Here is a 15,671-nt window from a genome sequence, read left to right on the forward strand (position 1 = left end):
TGCCCTTAGAAATCAAGCCAACGTCTTGGACCCTCGAGTGGCTTTGTGTTGGAATCCTTGCTCGGTGCCTCCCCTTCCACCTCTATAGGCTGCTGTGGGCGTGGGGGATCCGCTATCTCTGGCTCAACGGGTTCGCCCGACTGGGTGGAGGCAGGTAAATCAAGGGACGGATCCAACGGTTGTTCCCTTGGAGGCGACTCAAGGGGCGATACATCTTCCGTATGAGGTTCATAGAGTTCGACAGGATTAGGCCGCTCAAATAACGGAGGGTGATCGAGCAAATCCACTAAAGTGGAGAGGAAAACCTCCGGGGAGTCCTCGTTGCTGCGCCCTTTTAGTGCAAATCGAATTACAGCATGGTTCGTCATCTTAATTGCCACAACTTTACCTATAAAAAGCACATTGATCTCGGCAATTCCAGCAATTTCTCGAAGCGGCAACTCGTAACGCTCTGCCATTCTCCCCGAAACAAGCCTGGCTATAATCAAACGATCGGCGGTCAACGCCATAACATTAGATTGTTCTGGTAGCTCAGTCCAATATGAAAAATCCTTGTAAAGTGCCGTTATGTGCTCTTGGGTTGGGATGATTCTCAAATCGTACAATCGATACAGACTTGCTTCGTCGACTTCGAGGTGAGCCTTCATTCTCCGCTTTTTGATCGTGTAGTTGGACATGCCCATAATCATCATAATAACGGCAACCAAGAAGCTCCCTACCCCGATCCACAGAAAAAAGAACGCAAATACGCTCAGCCATTGCCCCGCCGTCAGGAAACCCCTCTGCTGATCTAGGCTCATACGATAAAACCATAAGCTTTGGTCGGGCTTGTATAAGCGGATCTTTCCAGTGATGAATTTACGTAAACGGATCAACCTAACGACCGTCCAAACCAATAATATCGTGAATATCAAATCCACTTCCACAAAGCCGATTTTCACGGCAAAGTAGGTTAAAATGAAGCCTACCGGAATCAGGATCCAGCTTAACATCCACCGTAATTGGAGTTTTCTTAGCGCTTCACGGTCCACGAAAATAGCCCCTTCAAGGTATTTAACCTGAGATTTAATCAGTGCCCAGTGATTTACCCTACTAAGTTCTCCATGGGCTAGTTTTTTCCTTCTTTTTACTGAAGATCCCCGCCCCCGGCTTCCCAACGGGCGATTTCCTCCCGTACTCGAGGCGCCACTTCAGTGCCGAGGAGTTCAATCGACCGCATGACATCCTCATGCGGCATCGTCCCGAGCGGGCAATGCAGCATGAAGCGGGTGATGCCGACATTTTTGCGAAGGTAAATGATCTTGTTCGCCACCGTCTCCGGGTCACCAACGTACAGCGCACCTTCCAGGCTGCGGGCGGCATCGTAGCTGGCCCGGCCGTAGTGGCCCCAGCCGCGTTCCCGTCCGATCACGTTCATGGCCGCCTGTGTCGAGGGGAAGAACTTCTCCACCGCCACGTCATTGCGGTCGCCAACGAAGCCATGCGAATGGGAGGCGACCGTCAACTTCGAGACGTCATGCCCTGCCTGGGCGGCAGCCTGCTTGTAGATCTTCACGAGCGGCGCAAATTGAGTCGGCCGGCCGCCAATGATCGCCAGCACCAGCGGCAAACCGAGCACACCGGCACGAATGACGGATTCCGTGTTGCCGCCGCTGCCGATCCATACCGGCAATGGGTTCTGCACAGGGCGCGGATAGACGCCCAGATTATGGATTGCTGGACGGTGGTTGCCCTGCCAGGTTACTTTTTCCGACTCACGCAGCTTTAGCAGCAGATCCAGCTTCTCCTCGAACAGCTCCTCATAATCATTCAAATCGTACCCGAACAGCGGGAAGGACTCGATAAAAGAACCCCGACCGGCCATAATCTCCGCGCGCCCATTCGATAGGCCATCCAGCGTCGCGAAGTCCTGGAACACCCGAACCGGATCATCGGAAGACAGCACGGTAACGGCACTGGTTAGCCGGATACGCGACGTCTGCGGCGCAGCTGCGGCCAACACCAACGTCGGCGAAGAAGCGGCATAATCCTTGCGGTGATGCTCCCCTACACCAAACACATCGAGCCCGACCTTGTCGGCTAGGACGATCTCCTCTACTACCTCACGCAGCCGCTGCGCATGACTGATCAATTCGCCAGTAACGACATCCGGTGTCGTTTCCACGAACGTGCTGATTCCGATTTCCATGATTTGTTCCTCCGCTTCATCTAGTTAACTATATTTTTGTATTTTACTATACTTTTGTTATATGAGCAAAAGAAAAGCGCCCAGCCATCATAAACTGTGCGCTTCGCTAGACACCTATTCCTGAAGAATGCGAATCGAGTTGTTAAAAGTCCAATTTGCGCCGGTTCCTGGACTCCTCATAAGGGGCCGAGCCAGCCGAACGATCGGGGAAATTCACTGCTGCTTGTCCCGCGGGAGCCTCGTTCCATTCGAACAAATCCAACTGACGAATGACTGGACGTGCTACCCCATCCGCAAAACTAGGGTATGAAAGGAGGGAGCGTTGATGAAGTGGCGGAGATATCGGCGTTGGCTTGTTGCCTGTCCCCAGTTTGGCATGATCCAGGGTATTTAAAAATTCATACATGAATTGCTCCGGTGAATCCTGCACGGTGTTCCCAAGCAACGACAGGCGAATGCTTGAATCGTTGGATAAGCGGATCGTCAATATGAGGCCTTGGCCATAACGCCCATTCGAAATGACATACACACCAGCAATCTCACGTAGCGGTACATCGTACCGATCTCCAATTTCTGGCGTGATCATTCGAACAATTATAAGACGATCTTCCGTCATGGCGAGAATCTTCGCATTCGGATGCACTTTCGTCCAAGTTTCAAAGTCCTTATAAAGTCCGGTCACGAACTCCTCCGCTTTCACGATACCTAGCTCCAGCAATTCATACAATGTAACGTCATCCACCGACGTATGCAGCTTAATTCGCTTCTTTGTCTTGAATTGAATATACAAAATGCCGCCAATTAGTGTTGATGTTCCGTATACAGACGATCCTAAATCAAGGATCCAAAAAACCACTGCCAGGAAAAAAAACACCCATTGGCTGACCGTCAAGTAAGTCTTTTTATGCTGCGGAGAAAGACGATAATACCAAAAGCCTTTTCCCGTCCGGTATAAGGGGATGTTTCCTTTTAATTGCTTACCGTACATGATAGTCGGCCATATACAAATCAGAACAAATGCTCCGCACATGAGACCCAACCAAACCTCTCCCATGGCCAGCAACAAAAGCATGAGAAAAGTACAAAGTAGATTTCCGAACCACAATATTGCATACTTACTTTTCAATTGCTTTAGCGCTTCTTTTTCCACGTTCTCACGCCCTTTAGCCTCTCAAATTGCTTCTACCGAGTTAACCTTAATACCTTCAATTCCCGATCCTCCACGTTTGCTTGATAAGCCGGAGTCCATGTCCGTTCGACAGGCGTATTAGCGCTGGAGAGCAGACGTTCGAGCGGAGCGGTAGCATCTGTGCAGGAACGCCCCATAACCCCTTGAACGGTTTCTTCGATGACCCCGTCCGGGCTTTTTGTGACCGTGACTGATTTATTCCCCGTGCCGAATTTCAGGACGAACGAGACGCCTTCTTCGGTTCTTTTCTCCCGAACTTCTGCGAATAACCCGGATTCCCGATATTTCTTCGCGGTCTCTTCCACCGCGCAGCGCAGGTAAGCAGTCTCCACTTCAGACAAAAGCCTCTCTTCTACTATCGCGCGTTCTTCGCCGAATAAGGCATCCGTTTCAAACATCGGCTGGAGGCCTTGCTCCGTCTCCTCGAAGGTTAAATTCAGGCCGTACTTGCTTCCGGTCAGGAGCTTTCCGATCGATTCTCCCCCAATACCCAAACCCTTTAATAGGCTCGATCCGTACATCTCCCATGCAACGTTCTCCGGTTCCATCTCCAAGTCCCGCATGGCCTTAAACAATAGGCATTTATCCTGAAAAACCATAGGATACGTCGTGCAATGGCTCATATGCTTCCTCCGTTCTAAAAGTCGATATTACGTCCGCCCGTGACTTCCCCGGATCCCGTGGTACCCAGCGCCGCCGTCGCAGCAGGCTGTACCTGCTCCGGTGAGAGACTAGCTCGCACCGCATTCTCTGTGGCCCAAGAACGCATATAACCGATGTCTTCCTTGCGGACCCGACTCAACGGCACGGAATGCTGAATCGCCCGCTCGATGTCCGCCGAAGTGACATCGCTATCCGGATGATTTTTTGAATTTTTCACGAAGAAAGCCTCCAACAACGCCTGATTAACGCAAGCTTCGATCTCCGAACCGGTTAAGCGGACACCGTCACCAAAGGTCTGCTCACCAGACAGTTGCACCATCTTGGCTATATCGTACTGATCCGGATTACGTCCAATTCGCTTAATGTGGATGCGGAATATTTCTGCACGCTCCTGTTCGTTCGGCAAATCAACGAAGAAAATCTCGTCGAACCGGCCTTTCCGCAGTAACTCCGGCGGCAGGCTGGCGATATTGTTTGCCGTAGCAAACACAAATACCGGGCTTTTCTTCTCCTGCATCCAAGTCAAAATCGTGCCGAATACCCGCGACGTCGTTCCCCCGTCGGTCTGATTGCTGCTGGCTTGACCGGACAACGCCTTCTCAATCTCATCGATCCAGAGAATTGACGGGGAAACTGCTTCACACATCGATAAAGCCATACGAATATTTGCTTCGGAGGTACCGACGTACATGCCGAATACACGACCGAGATCTAGACGGAGCAGTGGCATTTTCCATGAAGCGGCTACGCATTTTGCGCTAAGGCTCTTTCCGCAACCCGGCACCCCGACGAGCAGAACACCTTTGGGCCAACCGATGCCGAACTGTTCCGCTTCCGGCGTGTAAGCCTGCTTACGGATTTCCAGCCATTTTTTCATATTATCCAATCCGCCGATATCAGAGGTTTCCAGATTCTCTGTTTCTACATATTCCAAAATACCCGCCTTACGGATGTTCTGCTTCTTCTCCTCCAAAATAAAGTCGATGTCCTCCATGGAAATCCTCTTATGCTTCACCAGCGACTTTGCAAGGCAATTTTCGATTTCCGTCTTGGACAAACCGATTGCCGCTCTACCTAGGGCATCTAATGTAGGTTCAGAGCAATCGATGGTTAAGTCAGTGCGATCGGAATATTGCCGAGCAAATTGCGAAATGATCGCTTTTACCTCATCCAGACCAGGGTACGGCATATCGATAATCGTAACTTCCTTTTGTAACTCGGCGGGGATATCGATGAGCGGCCCTACAATAATGGAGTTGGACGGCATGCGTTCCCGGATCTCCTGTGACAGCTCCTTGAAGCGGCGGATGTATACCGGTGAACTGTTCAGGGTGGATTGGAGGTCAAGCCATACGAACAAAGAAGGCTCGTTAGCCAACTGTTCGACACGTGCAATCGCCGTCATGAGGTCCACTGTCTCCGGATCGACTGCCGTATCGTTCTCTGTAATTAGTCCGCGAGTGCAGGACCACAACATCAAACGCTTATTTAATTTGCGAGCCATGGCTTTGAGGATGTCCACAGCCCGTTCTTCTTCCAACGTATTAATCAGAATAATGCCATAACGCGCACGAATCAGTACTTCTAGCTCCTGAGTGAATTCATCCCTTGTCATCATCTTGGAACCCTACTTTCATTAGTTTCGAAAATAATCCCCGCTCCATCAGGCCTGGATATCCGGACAACCGAATCTGCCCGCTGGACTGTAGCGATACTTCCAAGCGCTTTTCCGGTGTCAGTTCCTCCGGATAGATTCGGTCTGTGACCAGAATCAGCTGCTTGCCGCTCCAAATCCCGGATGAACGATCCCCCTCCACGTAAGGACCGGCCAGCACCGCATCCGCCAGCAGGATCGTTTGTCGAGCCTCTGGCGAAGCAAATATCCGCTTAGGCGAAAGACCACTAAAAATAAGCACCGTTCCGGGATTCACCTTCCGGAAAGCTTCGATTAACGCAGCAACGGCCTCTGGTTGCTCTAACGGCTCTCCACCTGATACGGTTAGGCCATCAACCGCAAGGTGTCCCAACGATTTGCCCAGTTCCTCAGGGTCGCTTCCCCCATCCGAATCGGAATGAGCGGCATGCGTCTCGGGATTAAAGCATCCAGGGCAACCGATACTGCAGCCCTGTACCCATACGACCGCACGAGTACCCGGACCGTTAACCAGACTGGCACGGCTTACTTCGTGAACGAATATTTTAGCGGTCACAGCATTTATTCCTTTCTCATCGAGTTGGCGAATTCATCATGGTGTTGACACATGTCATGGTAGAACTAAGGTATGTTGGAGTTATCAGGCTGTAGAAGAGTGCGCAAAACGTGAAGGTGATTTCTGAGGTGTGTGACACTTAAATAATAATTAGTTTCTCGGAGTTCCTACTCCCGACCTAGCAGCTTTACCAGTTATTCTCCATAATCCAACAATTTTCCTGCTATATAGGCCTAATTGGCCCGAAATGTTGCATATTGTGCAACATTCCGGGCTACTTGGCGGGCCGGGGGAGTGAAATGTTGCATAAAGTGAAACATTTACCAGCGGTACGGCCCGGGGCGGGCTTAAATGTTGCAGCTTTTGCAACATTTGCCCCGCAGGGGCAAGAAAAAAGGGAGAAATGTTGTAGGAAATACAACATTTCTCCCTTTTGGGCGGCGAAGCGGGCGCAGCGAGGCTGGCCTGGCCGGACCCAGCGGCCTGGCGGCGGCGCCGCGCTCGCCGCAGAGCGGGTTGTCGACGTCGCAAGCCACGATCAGGCGCGTCTGCTGCAGCCGCGGATCGAGCGCGGATACGTCAATCCGCGCCAACTCCCCGAGGCGGCCCCCGCCGCGCGGCAGCGACCGGCCCGACGCGTCCAGGAACCGCGCGCCCAGCGCCTCGGCCATCCCGGCACCGCCGTCGTTCGTGGCGCTGCCGCCAAGGCCCACGATGATCCGGCGCACGCCCTGATCGAGGCAAGCGCGGATCAGCTCGCCGTTGCCGTACGTTGTGGTCTGCAGCGGGTCGCGCCGATCCGTCGGCACCTGCTGGAGCCCGCTGGCCGAAGCCAATTCGATGGCCGCCGTCTCCCCGTCGCCCAGCAGCCCGTACTGCGCCGTAACCGGCTCGCCGAGCGACCCCGTCACCTCCAGCGAGAACAGCCGCCCGCCTGTGGCGTCAACCAAGGCTTGAACGGTTCCTTCTCCGCCGTCAGCCATCTGAACATGAACATAACGCGCGTCCGGAAACGCCTTGCGCAGCCCTTCTTCCATCGCCAGACATACTTCCTTGGCCGTCATGCTCTCCTTAAAAGAATCCGACGCCAACACAAACGTGGGTTGCCGTACCATGCTTATCGGGGCCTCCCGCCTATTCCCTCATCAGCTTCGTTGCCGCTTCCATCGCTCCGACAACTCGATCGCTCCAAGCGTCGAATTCTGGATCCGCCACCTGAAGCTCAGGATGCGCCAGGATATGCTCCACCGTCCGTCGGATGCCTTGATCCACACGAACCGTCGCCGTAAAGCCAGGCACCAGCCGTTTCAGCTTGGCATTGTCGAAGACGACCGTATTTGCCTTGTCGCCCAGCAGCCCGCCGCGGAAATCGTAAGGCCCGTTGTCCGCAAGAAAGTCAGAAGCGATGTGCAACGTACGCAGCTTCACGCCCAGGGCATCCGCAATGATTTCATGAATTTGGTTCCAAGTTACGCTTTCGTCTGACGTGATATGGACCGATTCGCCGATGGCATGAAGGTTGCCCATCAACCCGATAAAGCCTTTGGCAAAATCGCTGTTATGCGTTAACGTCCACAACGACGAACCGTCGCCATGAATCAAGACCGGTTTGTTCTCCAGCATGCGCTGGGCCACTTGCCAAGAACCCTTGTTGCCGTGAACGCCCAGCGGGATCGAACGCTCATCATAGGTGTGGCTCGGCCGCACGATGGTGATCGGGAATCCCTGCTCGCGATACTGCTGCATCAAATATTCCTCGCAAGCGATTTTGTTGCGGGAGTAGGCCCAATAAGGATTGGACAGCGGTGTCCCTTCGGTGATTCTGTAATCCGACAAAGGGGTTTGATACGCCGAAGCCGAGCTGATAAACATAAACTGCTTGGTTTTCCCAGCGAATAATCGAACATCCCGCTCCAACTGCGCCGGTTCAAAGGCGATGAAGTCCGCCACCACATCGAAAGTATGACCCTCGAGCTTTGCAGCCACCTCAGCTTCCTGATGGATATCGGCCTCAATGACATGTACGCCGGACGGCAACTCTTTACTGCGGTTCCCCCGATTCAACAGGTACAACTCCCAGGAGCTGTCCTCCGCCAACTGTCTCGTAATCGCGGAACTGATCGTCCCGGTGCCTCCGATAAATAGCGCTTTCAAAACAATCCCCTCCCAAATCAAATTCGCCCAATCCCCTCCATGGTAACACCTACCACCGCATTTTCCAAATCGCATGCCCTGCAGCTGCCGCCCCGCCAGAAGGATGCGTAATCGCATTGACATCGTTCTTCCGATAATGGTATCTTCAACCCTACCCGGTCAAGAAAGCCGGGGTTGCTTTGTTGCTTTAGCCTTGTGACGAAATGTCCGATAATAGGGGTAAACTGTTTTCTAACTATATAGAAAAGAAAGTGATGTCTATTGAAGCCCATTTTCGCGCGTCTACAAAATAACGTCTTCCTGGAAAAGCATCTGTCCGGCGAGTCCATGGACTACCGGCAGATCTTCGCTCTGTTTCTACCGATTCTGATCGATCAGGCATTTATCATCGGCCTCAACTTAGTCAATACCGCCATGATCAGCTCGTCCGGCGTCGCCGCCGTCAGCGCGGTCAACATCGTCGACTCGCTGAATATCTTCTTGATCAGCGTGTTTGTCGCCGTCGCGACCGGGGGTACGGTGGTGGTCGCTCAATACAAAGGCAGCCGCAACGACCGTAATGTCTCCCGCGCTTCAGCGGCAACGGTCACTTCGGTGTCCCTGCTTGCCGTCGGGATCGCCCTGCTCCTGATCGGATTTCATAATCCGATTCTGAAGCTGCTGTTCGGCGCCGCATCCGCGGATGTACTGGACAACGCCCGCGTCTATTTGATCGGCAGCAGCATCTCCTACACAGGATTAGCTGTGGTCCAGGCCGTCTGCTCCGCCCTGCGGGGCATCGGCAAAACTCGGGCTTCTTTAACCCTGTCGTTAATTATGAACCTGCTCTACGTGCTGCTGAACATCCTGCTGATTACCCTTCTGGATATGGGCGTCTTCGGCATGACGCTAGCGATCAATATCGCCCGGTTTGCAGGCGCGATCTGCGCGCTGTATTATCTGTTCAAAATGGAAGCCTCCTTGCACCTGCAACTACGCGACCTATTCCACTTCCCTCTCGAAATGCTGCGCAAAATCATGTTCATCGGGATTCCGTTCGCGGCCGAGCAGCTGTTCTTTAATGGCGGTAAACTGCTAACTCAGGTATTTATCGTTAGTCTAGGCACCTACGCCATTGCGACAAATGCCATCGGCGGTTCCCTCGCTGGGGTGTTCCAAATTCCCGCCAGCGCCCTGTCGCTTACGATCGTAACCGTGGTTGGCCAATGCATTGGCAGCGGTAGCGTAGGCGATGCGCGGAAGTTCATCAAGTCCTTCCTCTGGCTCGGCTCGGGGTCGCTGGCTATCATCAGCTTGATTCTACTGCCATTGTTCCGACCGCTCGTAAGCATCTTCGCTCCGCCAACCGAAATTGTAGGCGACATCTTCCTTGTGCTCCTGGTGAGCTCCATTGCCCAGATCCCTCTCTGGCCGATCAGCTTCATCTTGCCATCCGCACTGCGGGCAGCGGGCGACTCACGTTTCACTTCAATCACCTCGATGTTGACGATGTGGCTGTTCCGGGTCATTCTCGGCTACATTCTCGGCATCGTGCTTGGCCTTGGCATCTTGGGTGTCTGGCTGGCGATGTGCAGCGAATGGGGCGTGCGCGGGGCCCTTTTCCTCTGGCGGTTCCGCGGGAAGAAATGGTACGCGCATAAGCTGATCTAACTCAACGGTAAGTCGTAGTCCAAACAATCAACTTCGGGATCACGAAGCGTATTCGGGGGCGATTATCCGGCGTCGAATCTTGCATCCAGCCGGGCCCTCCGCTGCTCACGTAACCTCCAAGTGCCAAGTAATAATCTCACTCCGCAAAGGCTACTCCCGCGCTAACGGACCTCAGAGACGCTAATTGTTGGGTATAGACACTTGCTCGAATCTAACGGACCCAGGTGACCTTATTTCGTACTAAAGTAGCTGAATTGACGTCGAACCGACTATTTAAGGCCTATGGAGTCCGTTACAGCGGGAAATAACCAGAAAATGAACAAATAAGGTCATTTCGGTCCGTTACACGTGACTGCAACTAGTTCACTCCAGAGATTCGCAGAATCTATACTATTTGCGCCCCAAGCTCCTCCACGATCGACCACAACACATTTAGTTACTTGCTTTCCTGCCACTTCGAGCCCCTTAGGACATGCCTGCACCAGCTAACCTTATTTCGCCTCAGGTACAACAACAGCAACTTCAACCTACTTAACCTCTAACGCTTGCCACACGGCTTATATCAGCCAAAATCGCCGTTTTCCAATTCTAACGCGGATCACAGAGCTTATTTGCTGTTTTCGGGGCTCAAATCGGGGGTTTTCTCCGAAATAGCGTTGCTCAGAAGCGTTAGAGTTTCTAGAACGCCGAATTTGCCCCAATAGCGTTCCTGATCAGCGCAAGCGCCGGCGTGGTCTGTTTAGATCCAGTTACCTGATCACTAATTTGGCTTACCCGCCACTTCGAGCTCCCGCTTAAGGTTGATTAAAGGTTATCCTGATATAATGGCTACATTAGAGTAGCCCTAGATTTGTGAATAACCTGTAGAGGAAGGCATCCCAGATGAGAATATTAATTGCTGAAGATGAGGTTCATTTGGCCGAAGCCCTATCTCAGATCTTAAAAAAACACCACTATTCCGTGGATGTGGTTCATGACGGCGAGGCGGGGTTGGATAACGCACAGAGCGGCATCTATGATTTGTTGCTGCTGGACGTGATGATGCCGAAGATGGACGGATTCACTGTGCTGAAGACGCTCCGCGCTGAGGGCATCTCCACCCCCGTTATCCTGCTGACCGCTAAAGGGGAGATTGAGGATAAGGTGTCCGGGCTCGATTATGGGGCCGACGATTACATCGCCAAGCCGTTTTCGACGGAAGAGCTGCTGGCCCGCATCCGGGCCGCGCTCCGGCGGAAAGGCGAGGTCATCCCGGAGGATGCCCTGAAATTCGGCGACATCGAACTCAATACGACGAACCTAAAGCTCTCCTCCCAAGGGAAGGAAATCAAGCTGAACCTGAAGGAATGCGAACTGCTGGAGCTGTTAATCAACCGCAAGCAGGCCGTAACCTCCAAGGAACAGATCATCGAAAAGCTATGGGGATTTGATTCCGAGGTGGAGCATAACAACGTCGAAGTGTATATTTCTTTTTTGCGTAAAAAATTTACGTTCCTCCATTCCGCCGTCCGGATCGGCACGATCCGGGGCGTCGGGTACGTTCTAGAGGTGACCCCCTAATGTTCACGAAACTCAGGAACCGGTTTCTGATCGTCAACCTGCTGACGATTTCCATTATGATGCTGGTGGCATTCGCAGCCATTTATATCATCACTTATCGCAACGTACAGACCGATATCGACATGGATTTGCGCCAAGTCATGGAATCTTATGAAAAATCACCCGGCCATAACGAGATGCGGATGGGTGCAGGTCTCAATGATCGAGGCATGGGGGGCGGCATGAGCGGGGACATGGATGGTAGTTCACCTCGCGGCAGCGGGCCGCTGAATCGATCCGGAGAAGCCCCGATGGACCGCTCCGTGTCGTTTATGCTGCTGGCCGACCCCGATTTTGGGCTCGTCTCCTATATGTCCAAGTTCGAGATGGATGAGGCGTTCTACCAACAGGCGCTGAAGGAGGCGGCGGCCGAGCAACGCGAAACCGGGCAATTCAGCTTGGACGGCAGCCGCTGGATCTTTAACGTGCGGCCCATCGGCAACGGGTATATGCTGGTCTTCCTGGACGTGACGGCCCGGAAGGAGATCCTGACCAATCTGATCTATACCTTCTCCGCCGTGGGGGTGGGGATGCTGATCGCCTTGTATTTTGCCAGCCGATATTTTGCCAATCGGGCGATCGCGCCGGTCAAGGAAGCCTTTGATAAACAAAAGCAATTTATCGCCGACGCTTCGCACGAATTAAAGACGCCGCTGGCCATCATCAACACCAACGCGGACGTGCTGCTGACCAATCCAGAGGAGAAGATCTCCCGGCAGGCCAAGTGGCTGCACTATATCAAGTCGGAAACCGAGCGAATGTCCAAGTTAACCCGCGACTTGCTGTATTTGACCGAAATGGACGATGCCAAAGCGACCGTCCTGTTCTCCCGATTTGATCTGAGCGAGGCAGTGGAAAGCGTGCTGCTGACGATGGAGGCGGTTATTTTCGAGAAAGAATTGGTCCTGAACTACGACATCGAACCCGAACTCACCGCCTACGGTAACCCGGAACAAATCAAACAGGTCATCATGATCCTGCTGGATAACGCGGTGAAGTATGCCAATCCTAACGGGGAGATCATCCTGTCGCTTAAGAAGCCGCATAATGACGTGATCCTGGCAGTCACCAACACCGGGGAGGGTATCCCGCCCGAGCATCTGCCGCGGATCTTCGACCGCTTCTACCGGACGGACGCCTCGCGGGCGCGCAAACAAGGCGGTTATGGACTGGGGCTGGCGATCGCGAAGTCGATTGTTGAGCAGCATAAAGGCCGGATTTATGCCAAAAGCACCTTAGGCCAGTCCACCACGTTCTACGTGCACCTCTTCCAATAAAAGAAGGCGTCCCCCATGCCATAACTTCGTGGCGGGGACGCCTTCTTGTTTCTATCACTGGGTTAGCTGATATAACCCTTTTCTTTCATTGCTTCATACGCGGCTTTTTCGTTCTCATCCTTGACTTGATATTCCAACGTACCTTCTACGATTTTGGCGCAGCGTCCGCCAAACGGTTTAAGGGATTCCTTGATTTCCTTGAGATCTGCATTCCCCTTCAAGGGATAATTGACTTTCATGCGTCATCCACCTCCTAAGCTACAATTAGCAAAAGCGGCAGCCTCGTCGATATGACAAACCTCACATCAATGGCACCCCTCCGGCCTTCATGCAAAAACCCCTGCGCCATTAAATAGAGGCACAGGGGGGATATAGAAGATCGGGACGGATCTTAACGCAGCGTTTTTAGAGCGCCGCTCCAAGCCAACACTTGGTCCAGCATGTCGTTCAAGTTCGTTTGATGCAGATCAGCCGGCTTGAAGACACTATAGTTTTCGAAGTCGGTGAACAGGGACAGCGCTACGTGCACACGCACGTCGGCAACCATCAACTCACCCAGGATCCCGCGCAGATGCTCAGCGGCACGAGCGCCGCCCACGGAGCCGTAGCTGACGATCCCGGCTGCTTTGTTGTTCCAAGCTTCACGCGCATAGTCAAGCGCGTTCTTCAAAGCGCCGGTAATGCTGTGGTTGTATTCTTGTACGATGAAGACGAAGCCGTCCAGGCCGTTCAGCTTGTTATTCCAAGCAGCGGCTTGCTCGCTTGCGTCTGCTTCCCCGAGCAGCGGCAGTTTGAAATCAGCGATGTCGATAATTTCATAGTTTGCGTCGCCCCGAGCGTCCGCATGTTTCTTCACCCATTCGCCTACTTGCGGGCTTACGCGACCTTCGCGCGTGCTTCCCAAGATAATTCCAATATTCAACTTAGACATCATTTTTTCCTCCTCGATTGGTTGAGATGTTCTACCTAATAATTTACCCCAAAAACTCATATGTCACACCACCAAGTATCATTCCCGAACTTCTCCAATGTCTTAAATTCGGATTATTCGAACTAGAGATAATGATATCCGTCTAGGTTCCTTTTGTCAAGCAGCTTACAAAAAGTTTGTGAGGATGTCCTCCGCCTAAACGAACTAAAGGCTGCCGATTCCGGCAGCCCCCCTACGCTATCACTCTAATATTCAACCTTCTCCTGTCCGCACCACGGCATGCGAATCTCGCGCCGCGGAAAACACAATGTACATGAAATAACCGAGCAATGCTCCTCCTGTATTTAAGAGCAGATCGTCCACGTCAAACCGGCCGATCGCCAGCAACAGTTGGGCACATTCCAGGCTCAGACTGACCACGAATGCGTAAAGGATCGTCTCCACGCCGTTAATGCCTTTTTCCCGGAACATGATCCCCAGCAGAATCCCAAACGGGATGAAGATCATCACATTGCCGAAGACGTTAACCAAGTCATGCGGCGTCATGACCTCCAGGCTTCGGGTGATTTCCTTCAATGGAACGAGATTGCCCTCCTGCAATCTCCGGAAGACCATTCTCGGGTAGTGCAAGCTAACCTGCAATTGTTCCCAGAGGAAACCCAGTTCGATATCGTGAAACTTGAACAGGATGATTTTCACCAAGAGACTTAGATATAAGGCAAACAGCACCCGAACGCTTGCGTATTTCAACCAACTTTCCGTTTGCATTCTTTCCCCTCGCTTTCATGATGTCTTTTTTGCCGCCTGTCTAATCCCGTACGGTTACAATAATCCCATCCATGTTGTTGCCGGATATTTCGTATTTTCCCTGTGCCGGCACCCGGATCGTCTGATCCTTTGTAACCGGATAATAGAACACCTGATAGTTATGGCCTTGCACGGTTAGACTCACCGCCTTTTGCTCTCTCAAATAATCCATGTATTGCTCCAGCACGAGCCCATTTTCGTGAATGATCGCGCTATGCGGCAGGCCGACATACCGGAAATGCCAAGGTTCAAATTGAATGCCCGTAATCGCCGTTTTGTCGTCCGGATACCGCAAAATAAATCCATACTTCCACGCATTCTCCTTCAACCACTGACCTTCGGGAGCAAGGTTCATCTCTGCTTGAGAAGATCCGATGTCCAGCGACAGGCCGAGGTTATGCTCGCTGTATCCGGCGGGCAGAGCCAGTTTTGAGCCCATTTGGCGGTATAGCTCGTCCTGCTTCTGCTCATCCCGGTACCCGCTGCTGATCAGGAAATGATTGATCCCTTCCTCCCCGGCAGCCTGAACCATCGTTGCAAACCGGTCTGCCATCCGCGGCGACAACAACACTTTATTATCCAACACCCCGAACCCGTTGATCAGCTCGGCATTCCGAATCAGACTGACCGCCTCCGATTCGGGATGCAGCTCTTTCGGGACGGGATGGTCTTTGTTCACCAGCAGCAAATCGCCTTGATAAACCATCTCTTTGGTGACGTCGATCGATAATCCCTCTACCACCGAGGAAGATTCCGGAACGTTATAGGATTTATCGACCTGTAACGGCGACGTCGTATCTTGCGGCGTCCGGGCCATACTCGCTTTAAATTTCGTAACCCCAAATCCCAGCAGTACCAGGACCATGAGGCATATCATCCATTTTTTCACTTGGGTACCTCCTAGCTTTTCTTCCTCTTTAGCATAGGTCACATTGTTTAAGAAGATTGGGGGTAAAAAATAAAGTTTTTCTTAAATCGCATACTCGTATCCCGTGCACACGAA

The 15,671-nt window shown here is 52.5% G+C and carries 14 protein-coding genes and 1 pseudogene; 3 read left to right on the forward strand and 12 right to left on the reverse strand.

Going from position 1 to position 15,671, the window contains the following annotated elements; translation table 11 throughout:
* Window positions 1-5: 5 nt before the first annotated feature.
* From MKZ15_RS22720 to MKZ15_RS22755, 8 genes and pseudogenes are all read right to left on the reverse strand, one after another.
* Window positions 6-1,031 carry a hypothetical protein gene (locus MKZ15_RS22720; protein ID WP_339818414.1) on the reverse strand — a complete coding sequence of 342 codons (1,026 nt, stop codon included), beginning with the start codon at window positions 1,029-1,031 and terminating at the stop codon, window positions 6-8.
* Window positions 1,032-1,126: 95 nt separating this feature from the next.
* Window positions 1,127-2,188 (reverse strand): LLM class flavin-dependent oxidoreductase, encoded by a 1,062-nt coding sequence (locus tag MKZ15_RS22725; RefSeq protein WP_213622357.1) that lies wholly within the window; start codon window positions 2,186-2,188, stop codon window positions 1,127-1,129.
* A gap of 142 nt (window positions 2,189-2,330) precedes the next feature.
* The gene (locus MKZ15_RS22730; RefSeq protein ID WP_339818417.1) at window positions 2,331-3,338 is read right to left on the reverse strand and encodes a hypothetical protein; all 1,008 of its coding nucleotides are present in this window, start codon (window positions 3,336-3,338) and stop codon (window positions 2,331-2,333) included.
* 32 nt (window positions 3,339-3,370) lie between these two features.
* A complete protein-coding gene (locus tag MKZ15_RS22735; protein ID WP_339818419.1) occupies window positions 3,371-4,000 on the reverse strand; it encodes a DUF2997 domain-containing protein in 630 nt (209 codons plus the stop codon).
* 14 nt (window positions 4,001-4,014) lie between these two features.
* Window positions 4,015-5,658 (reverse strand): AAA family ATPase, encoded by a 1,644-nt coding sequence (locus tag MKZ15_RS22740; RefSeq protein WP_339818421.1) that lies wholly within the window; start codon window positions 5,656-5,658, stop codon window positions 4,015-4,017.
* Window positions 5,642-6,250 (reverse strand): 4Fe-4S single cluster domain-containing protein, encoded by a 609-nt coding sequence (locus tag MKZ15_RS22745; RefSeq protein WP_339818422.1) that lies wholly within the window; start codon window positions 6,248-6,250, stop codon window positions 5,642-5,644. The genes MKZ15_RS22740 and MKZ15_RS22745 overlap by 17 nt, the downstream gene beginning before the upstream one ends.
* 455 nt (window positions 6,251-6,705) lie before the next feature.
* Window positions 6,706-7,365: pseudogene (locus MKZ15_RS22750) on the reverse strand (glycerate kinase); the annotation flags it as partial.
* A 19-nt stretch (window positions 7,366-7,384) separates the two neighbouring features.
* Window positions 7,385-8,404 (reverse strand): SDR family oxidoreductase, encoded by a 1,020-nt coding sequence (locus MKZ15_RS22755; RefSeq protein ID WP_339818425.1) that lies wholly within the window; start codon window positions 8,402-8,404, stop codon window positions 7,385-7,387.
* A 327-nt stretch (window positions 8,405-8,731) separates the two neighbouring features.
* Between MKZ15_RS22755 and MKZ15_RS22760 the strand changes: the two genes are divergently transcribed.
* The 3 genes from MKZ15_RS22760 (at window position 8,732) to MKZ15_RS22770 (ending at window position 12,930) form a co-directional block, all read left to right on the forward strand.
* Entirely contained in the window at window positions 8,732-10,054 is a 1,323-nt protein-coding gene (locus MKZ15_RS22760) for an MATE family efflux transporter (RefSeq protein ID WP_240908606.1), read from the forward strand.
* Between the two features lie 882 nt (window positions 10,055-10,936).
* The gene (locus MKZ15_RS22765; protein WP_339818428.1) at window positions 10,937-11,614 is read left to right on the forward strand and encodes a response regulator transcription factor; all 678 of its coding nucleotides are present in this window, start codon (window positions 10,937-10,939) and stop codon (window positions 11,612-11,614) included.
* Window positions 11,614-12,930, forward strand: a complete 1,317-nt coding sequence (locus MKZ15_RS22770) for a HAMP domain-containing sensor histidine kinase (RefSeq protein ID WP_339818429.1) — start codon at window positions 11,614-11,616, stop codon at window positions 12,928-12,930. The genes MKZ15_RS22765 and MKZ15_RS22770 overlap by 1 nt, the downstream gene beginning before the upstream one ends.
* 62 nt (window positions 12,931-12,992) lie before the next feature.
* Here MKZ15_RS22770 and MKZ15_RS22775 read toward each other — a convergent pair whose 3' ends face one another.
* From MKZ15_RS22775 to MKZ15_RS22790, 4 genes are all read right to left on the reverse strand, one after another.
* Window positions 12,993-13,169: a hypothetical protein gene (locus MKZ15_RS22775; RefSeq protein WP_167521157.1), complete on the reverse strand. Its 177-nt coding sequence runs from the start codon at window positions 13,167-13,169 to the stop codon at window positions 12,993-12,995.
* Window positions 13,170-13,321: 152 nt separating this feature from the next.
* Window positions 13,322-13,861 (reverse strand): NADPH-dependent FMN reductase, encoded by a 540-nt coding sequence (locus MKZ15_RS22780; protein WP_059041456.1) that lies wholly within the window; start codon window positions 13,859-13,861, stop codon window positions 13,322-13,324.
* Between the two features lie 252 nt (window positions 13,862-14,113).
* On the reverse strand, window positions 14,114-14,629 hold the full coding sequence (locus MKZ15_RS22785) for a VanZ family protein (RefSeq protein ID WP_155604726.1): 516 nt from the start codon (window positions 14,627-14,629) through the stop codon (window positions 14,114-14,116).
* Between the two features lie 40 nt (window positions 14,630-14,669).
* Entirely contained in the window at window positions 14,670-15,557 is an 888-nt protein-coding gene (locus MKZ15_RS22790; protein ID WP_193416930.1) for a M15 family metallopeptidase, read from the reverse strand.
* Window positions 15,558-15,671 lie beyond the last annotated feature (114 nt).

This window comes from Paenibacillus sp. FSL R7-0216 (assembly GCF_037969915.1).
GTDB classification, from domain to species: domain Bacteria; phylum Bacillota; class Bacilli; order Paenibacillales; family Paenibacillaceae; genus Fontibacillus; species Fontibacillus rhizolycopersici.

What these genes read in the sequence shown, in the direction of transcription:
- MKZ15_RS22770 (WP_339818429.1), top strand. Translation starts at nt 11,614, where the DNA reads ATGTTCACGAAACTCAGGAACCGGTTTCTGATCGTCAACCTGCTGACG.
- MKZ15_RS22760 (WP_240908606.1), top strand. Translation starts at nt 8,732, where the DNA reads ATGGACTACCGGCAGATCTTCGCTCTGTTTCTACCGATTCTGATCGAT.
- MKZ15_RS22765 (WP_339818428.1), top strand. Translation starts at nt 10,937, where the DNA reads ATGAGAATATTAATTGCTGAAGATGAGGTTCATTTGGCCGAAGCCCTA.
- MKZ15_RS22725 (WP_213622357.1), bottom strand. Translation starts at nt 2,188, where the DNA reads ATGGAAATCGGAATCAGCACGTTCGTGGAAACGACACCGGATGTCGTT.
- MKZ15_RS22740 (WP_339818421.1), bottom strand. Translation starts at nt 5,658, where the DNA reads ATGATGACAAGGGATGAATTCACTCAGGAGCTAGAAGTACTGATTCGT.
- MKZ15_RS22785 (WP_155604726.1), bottom strand. Translation starts at nt 14,629, where the DNA reads ATGCAAACGGAAAGTTGGTTGAAATACGCAAGCGTTCGGGTGCTGTTT.
- MKZ15_RS22775 (WP_167521157.1), bottom strand. Translation starts at nt 13,169, where the DNA reads ATGAAAGTCAATTATCCCTTGAAGGGGAATGCAGATCTCAAGGAAATC.
- MKZ15_RS22780 (WP_059041456.1), bottom strand. Translation starts at nt 13,861, where the DNA reads ATGTCTAAGTTGAATATTGGAATTATCTTGGGAAGCACGCGCGAAGGT.
- MKZ15_RS22735 (WP_339818419.1), bottom strand. Translation starts at nt 4,000, where the DNA reads ATGAGCCATTGCACGACGTATCCTATGGTTTTTCAGGATAAATGCCTA.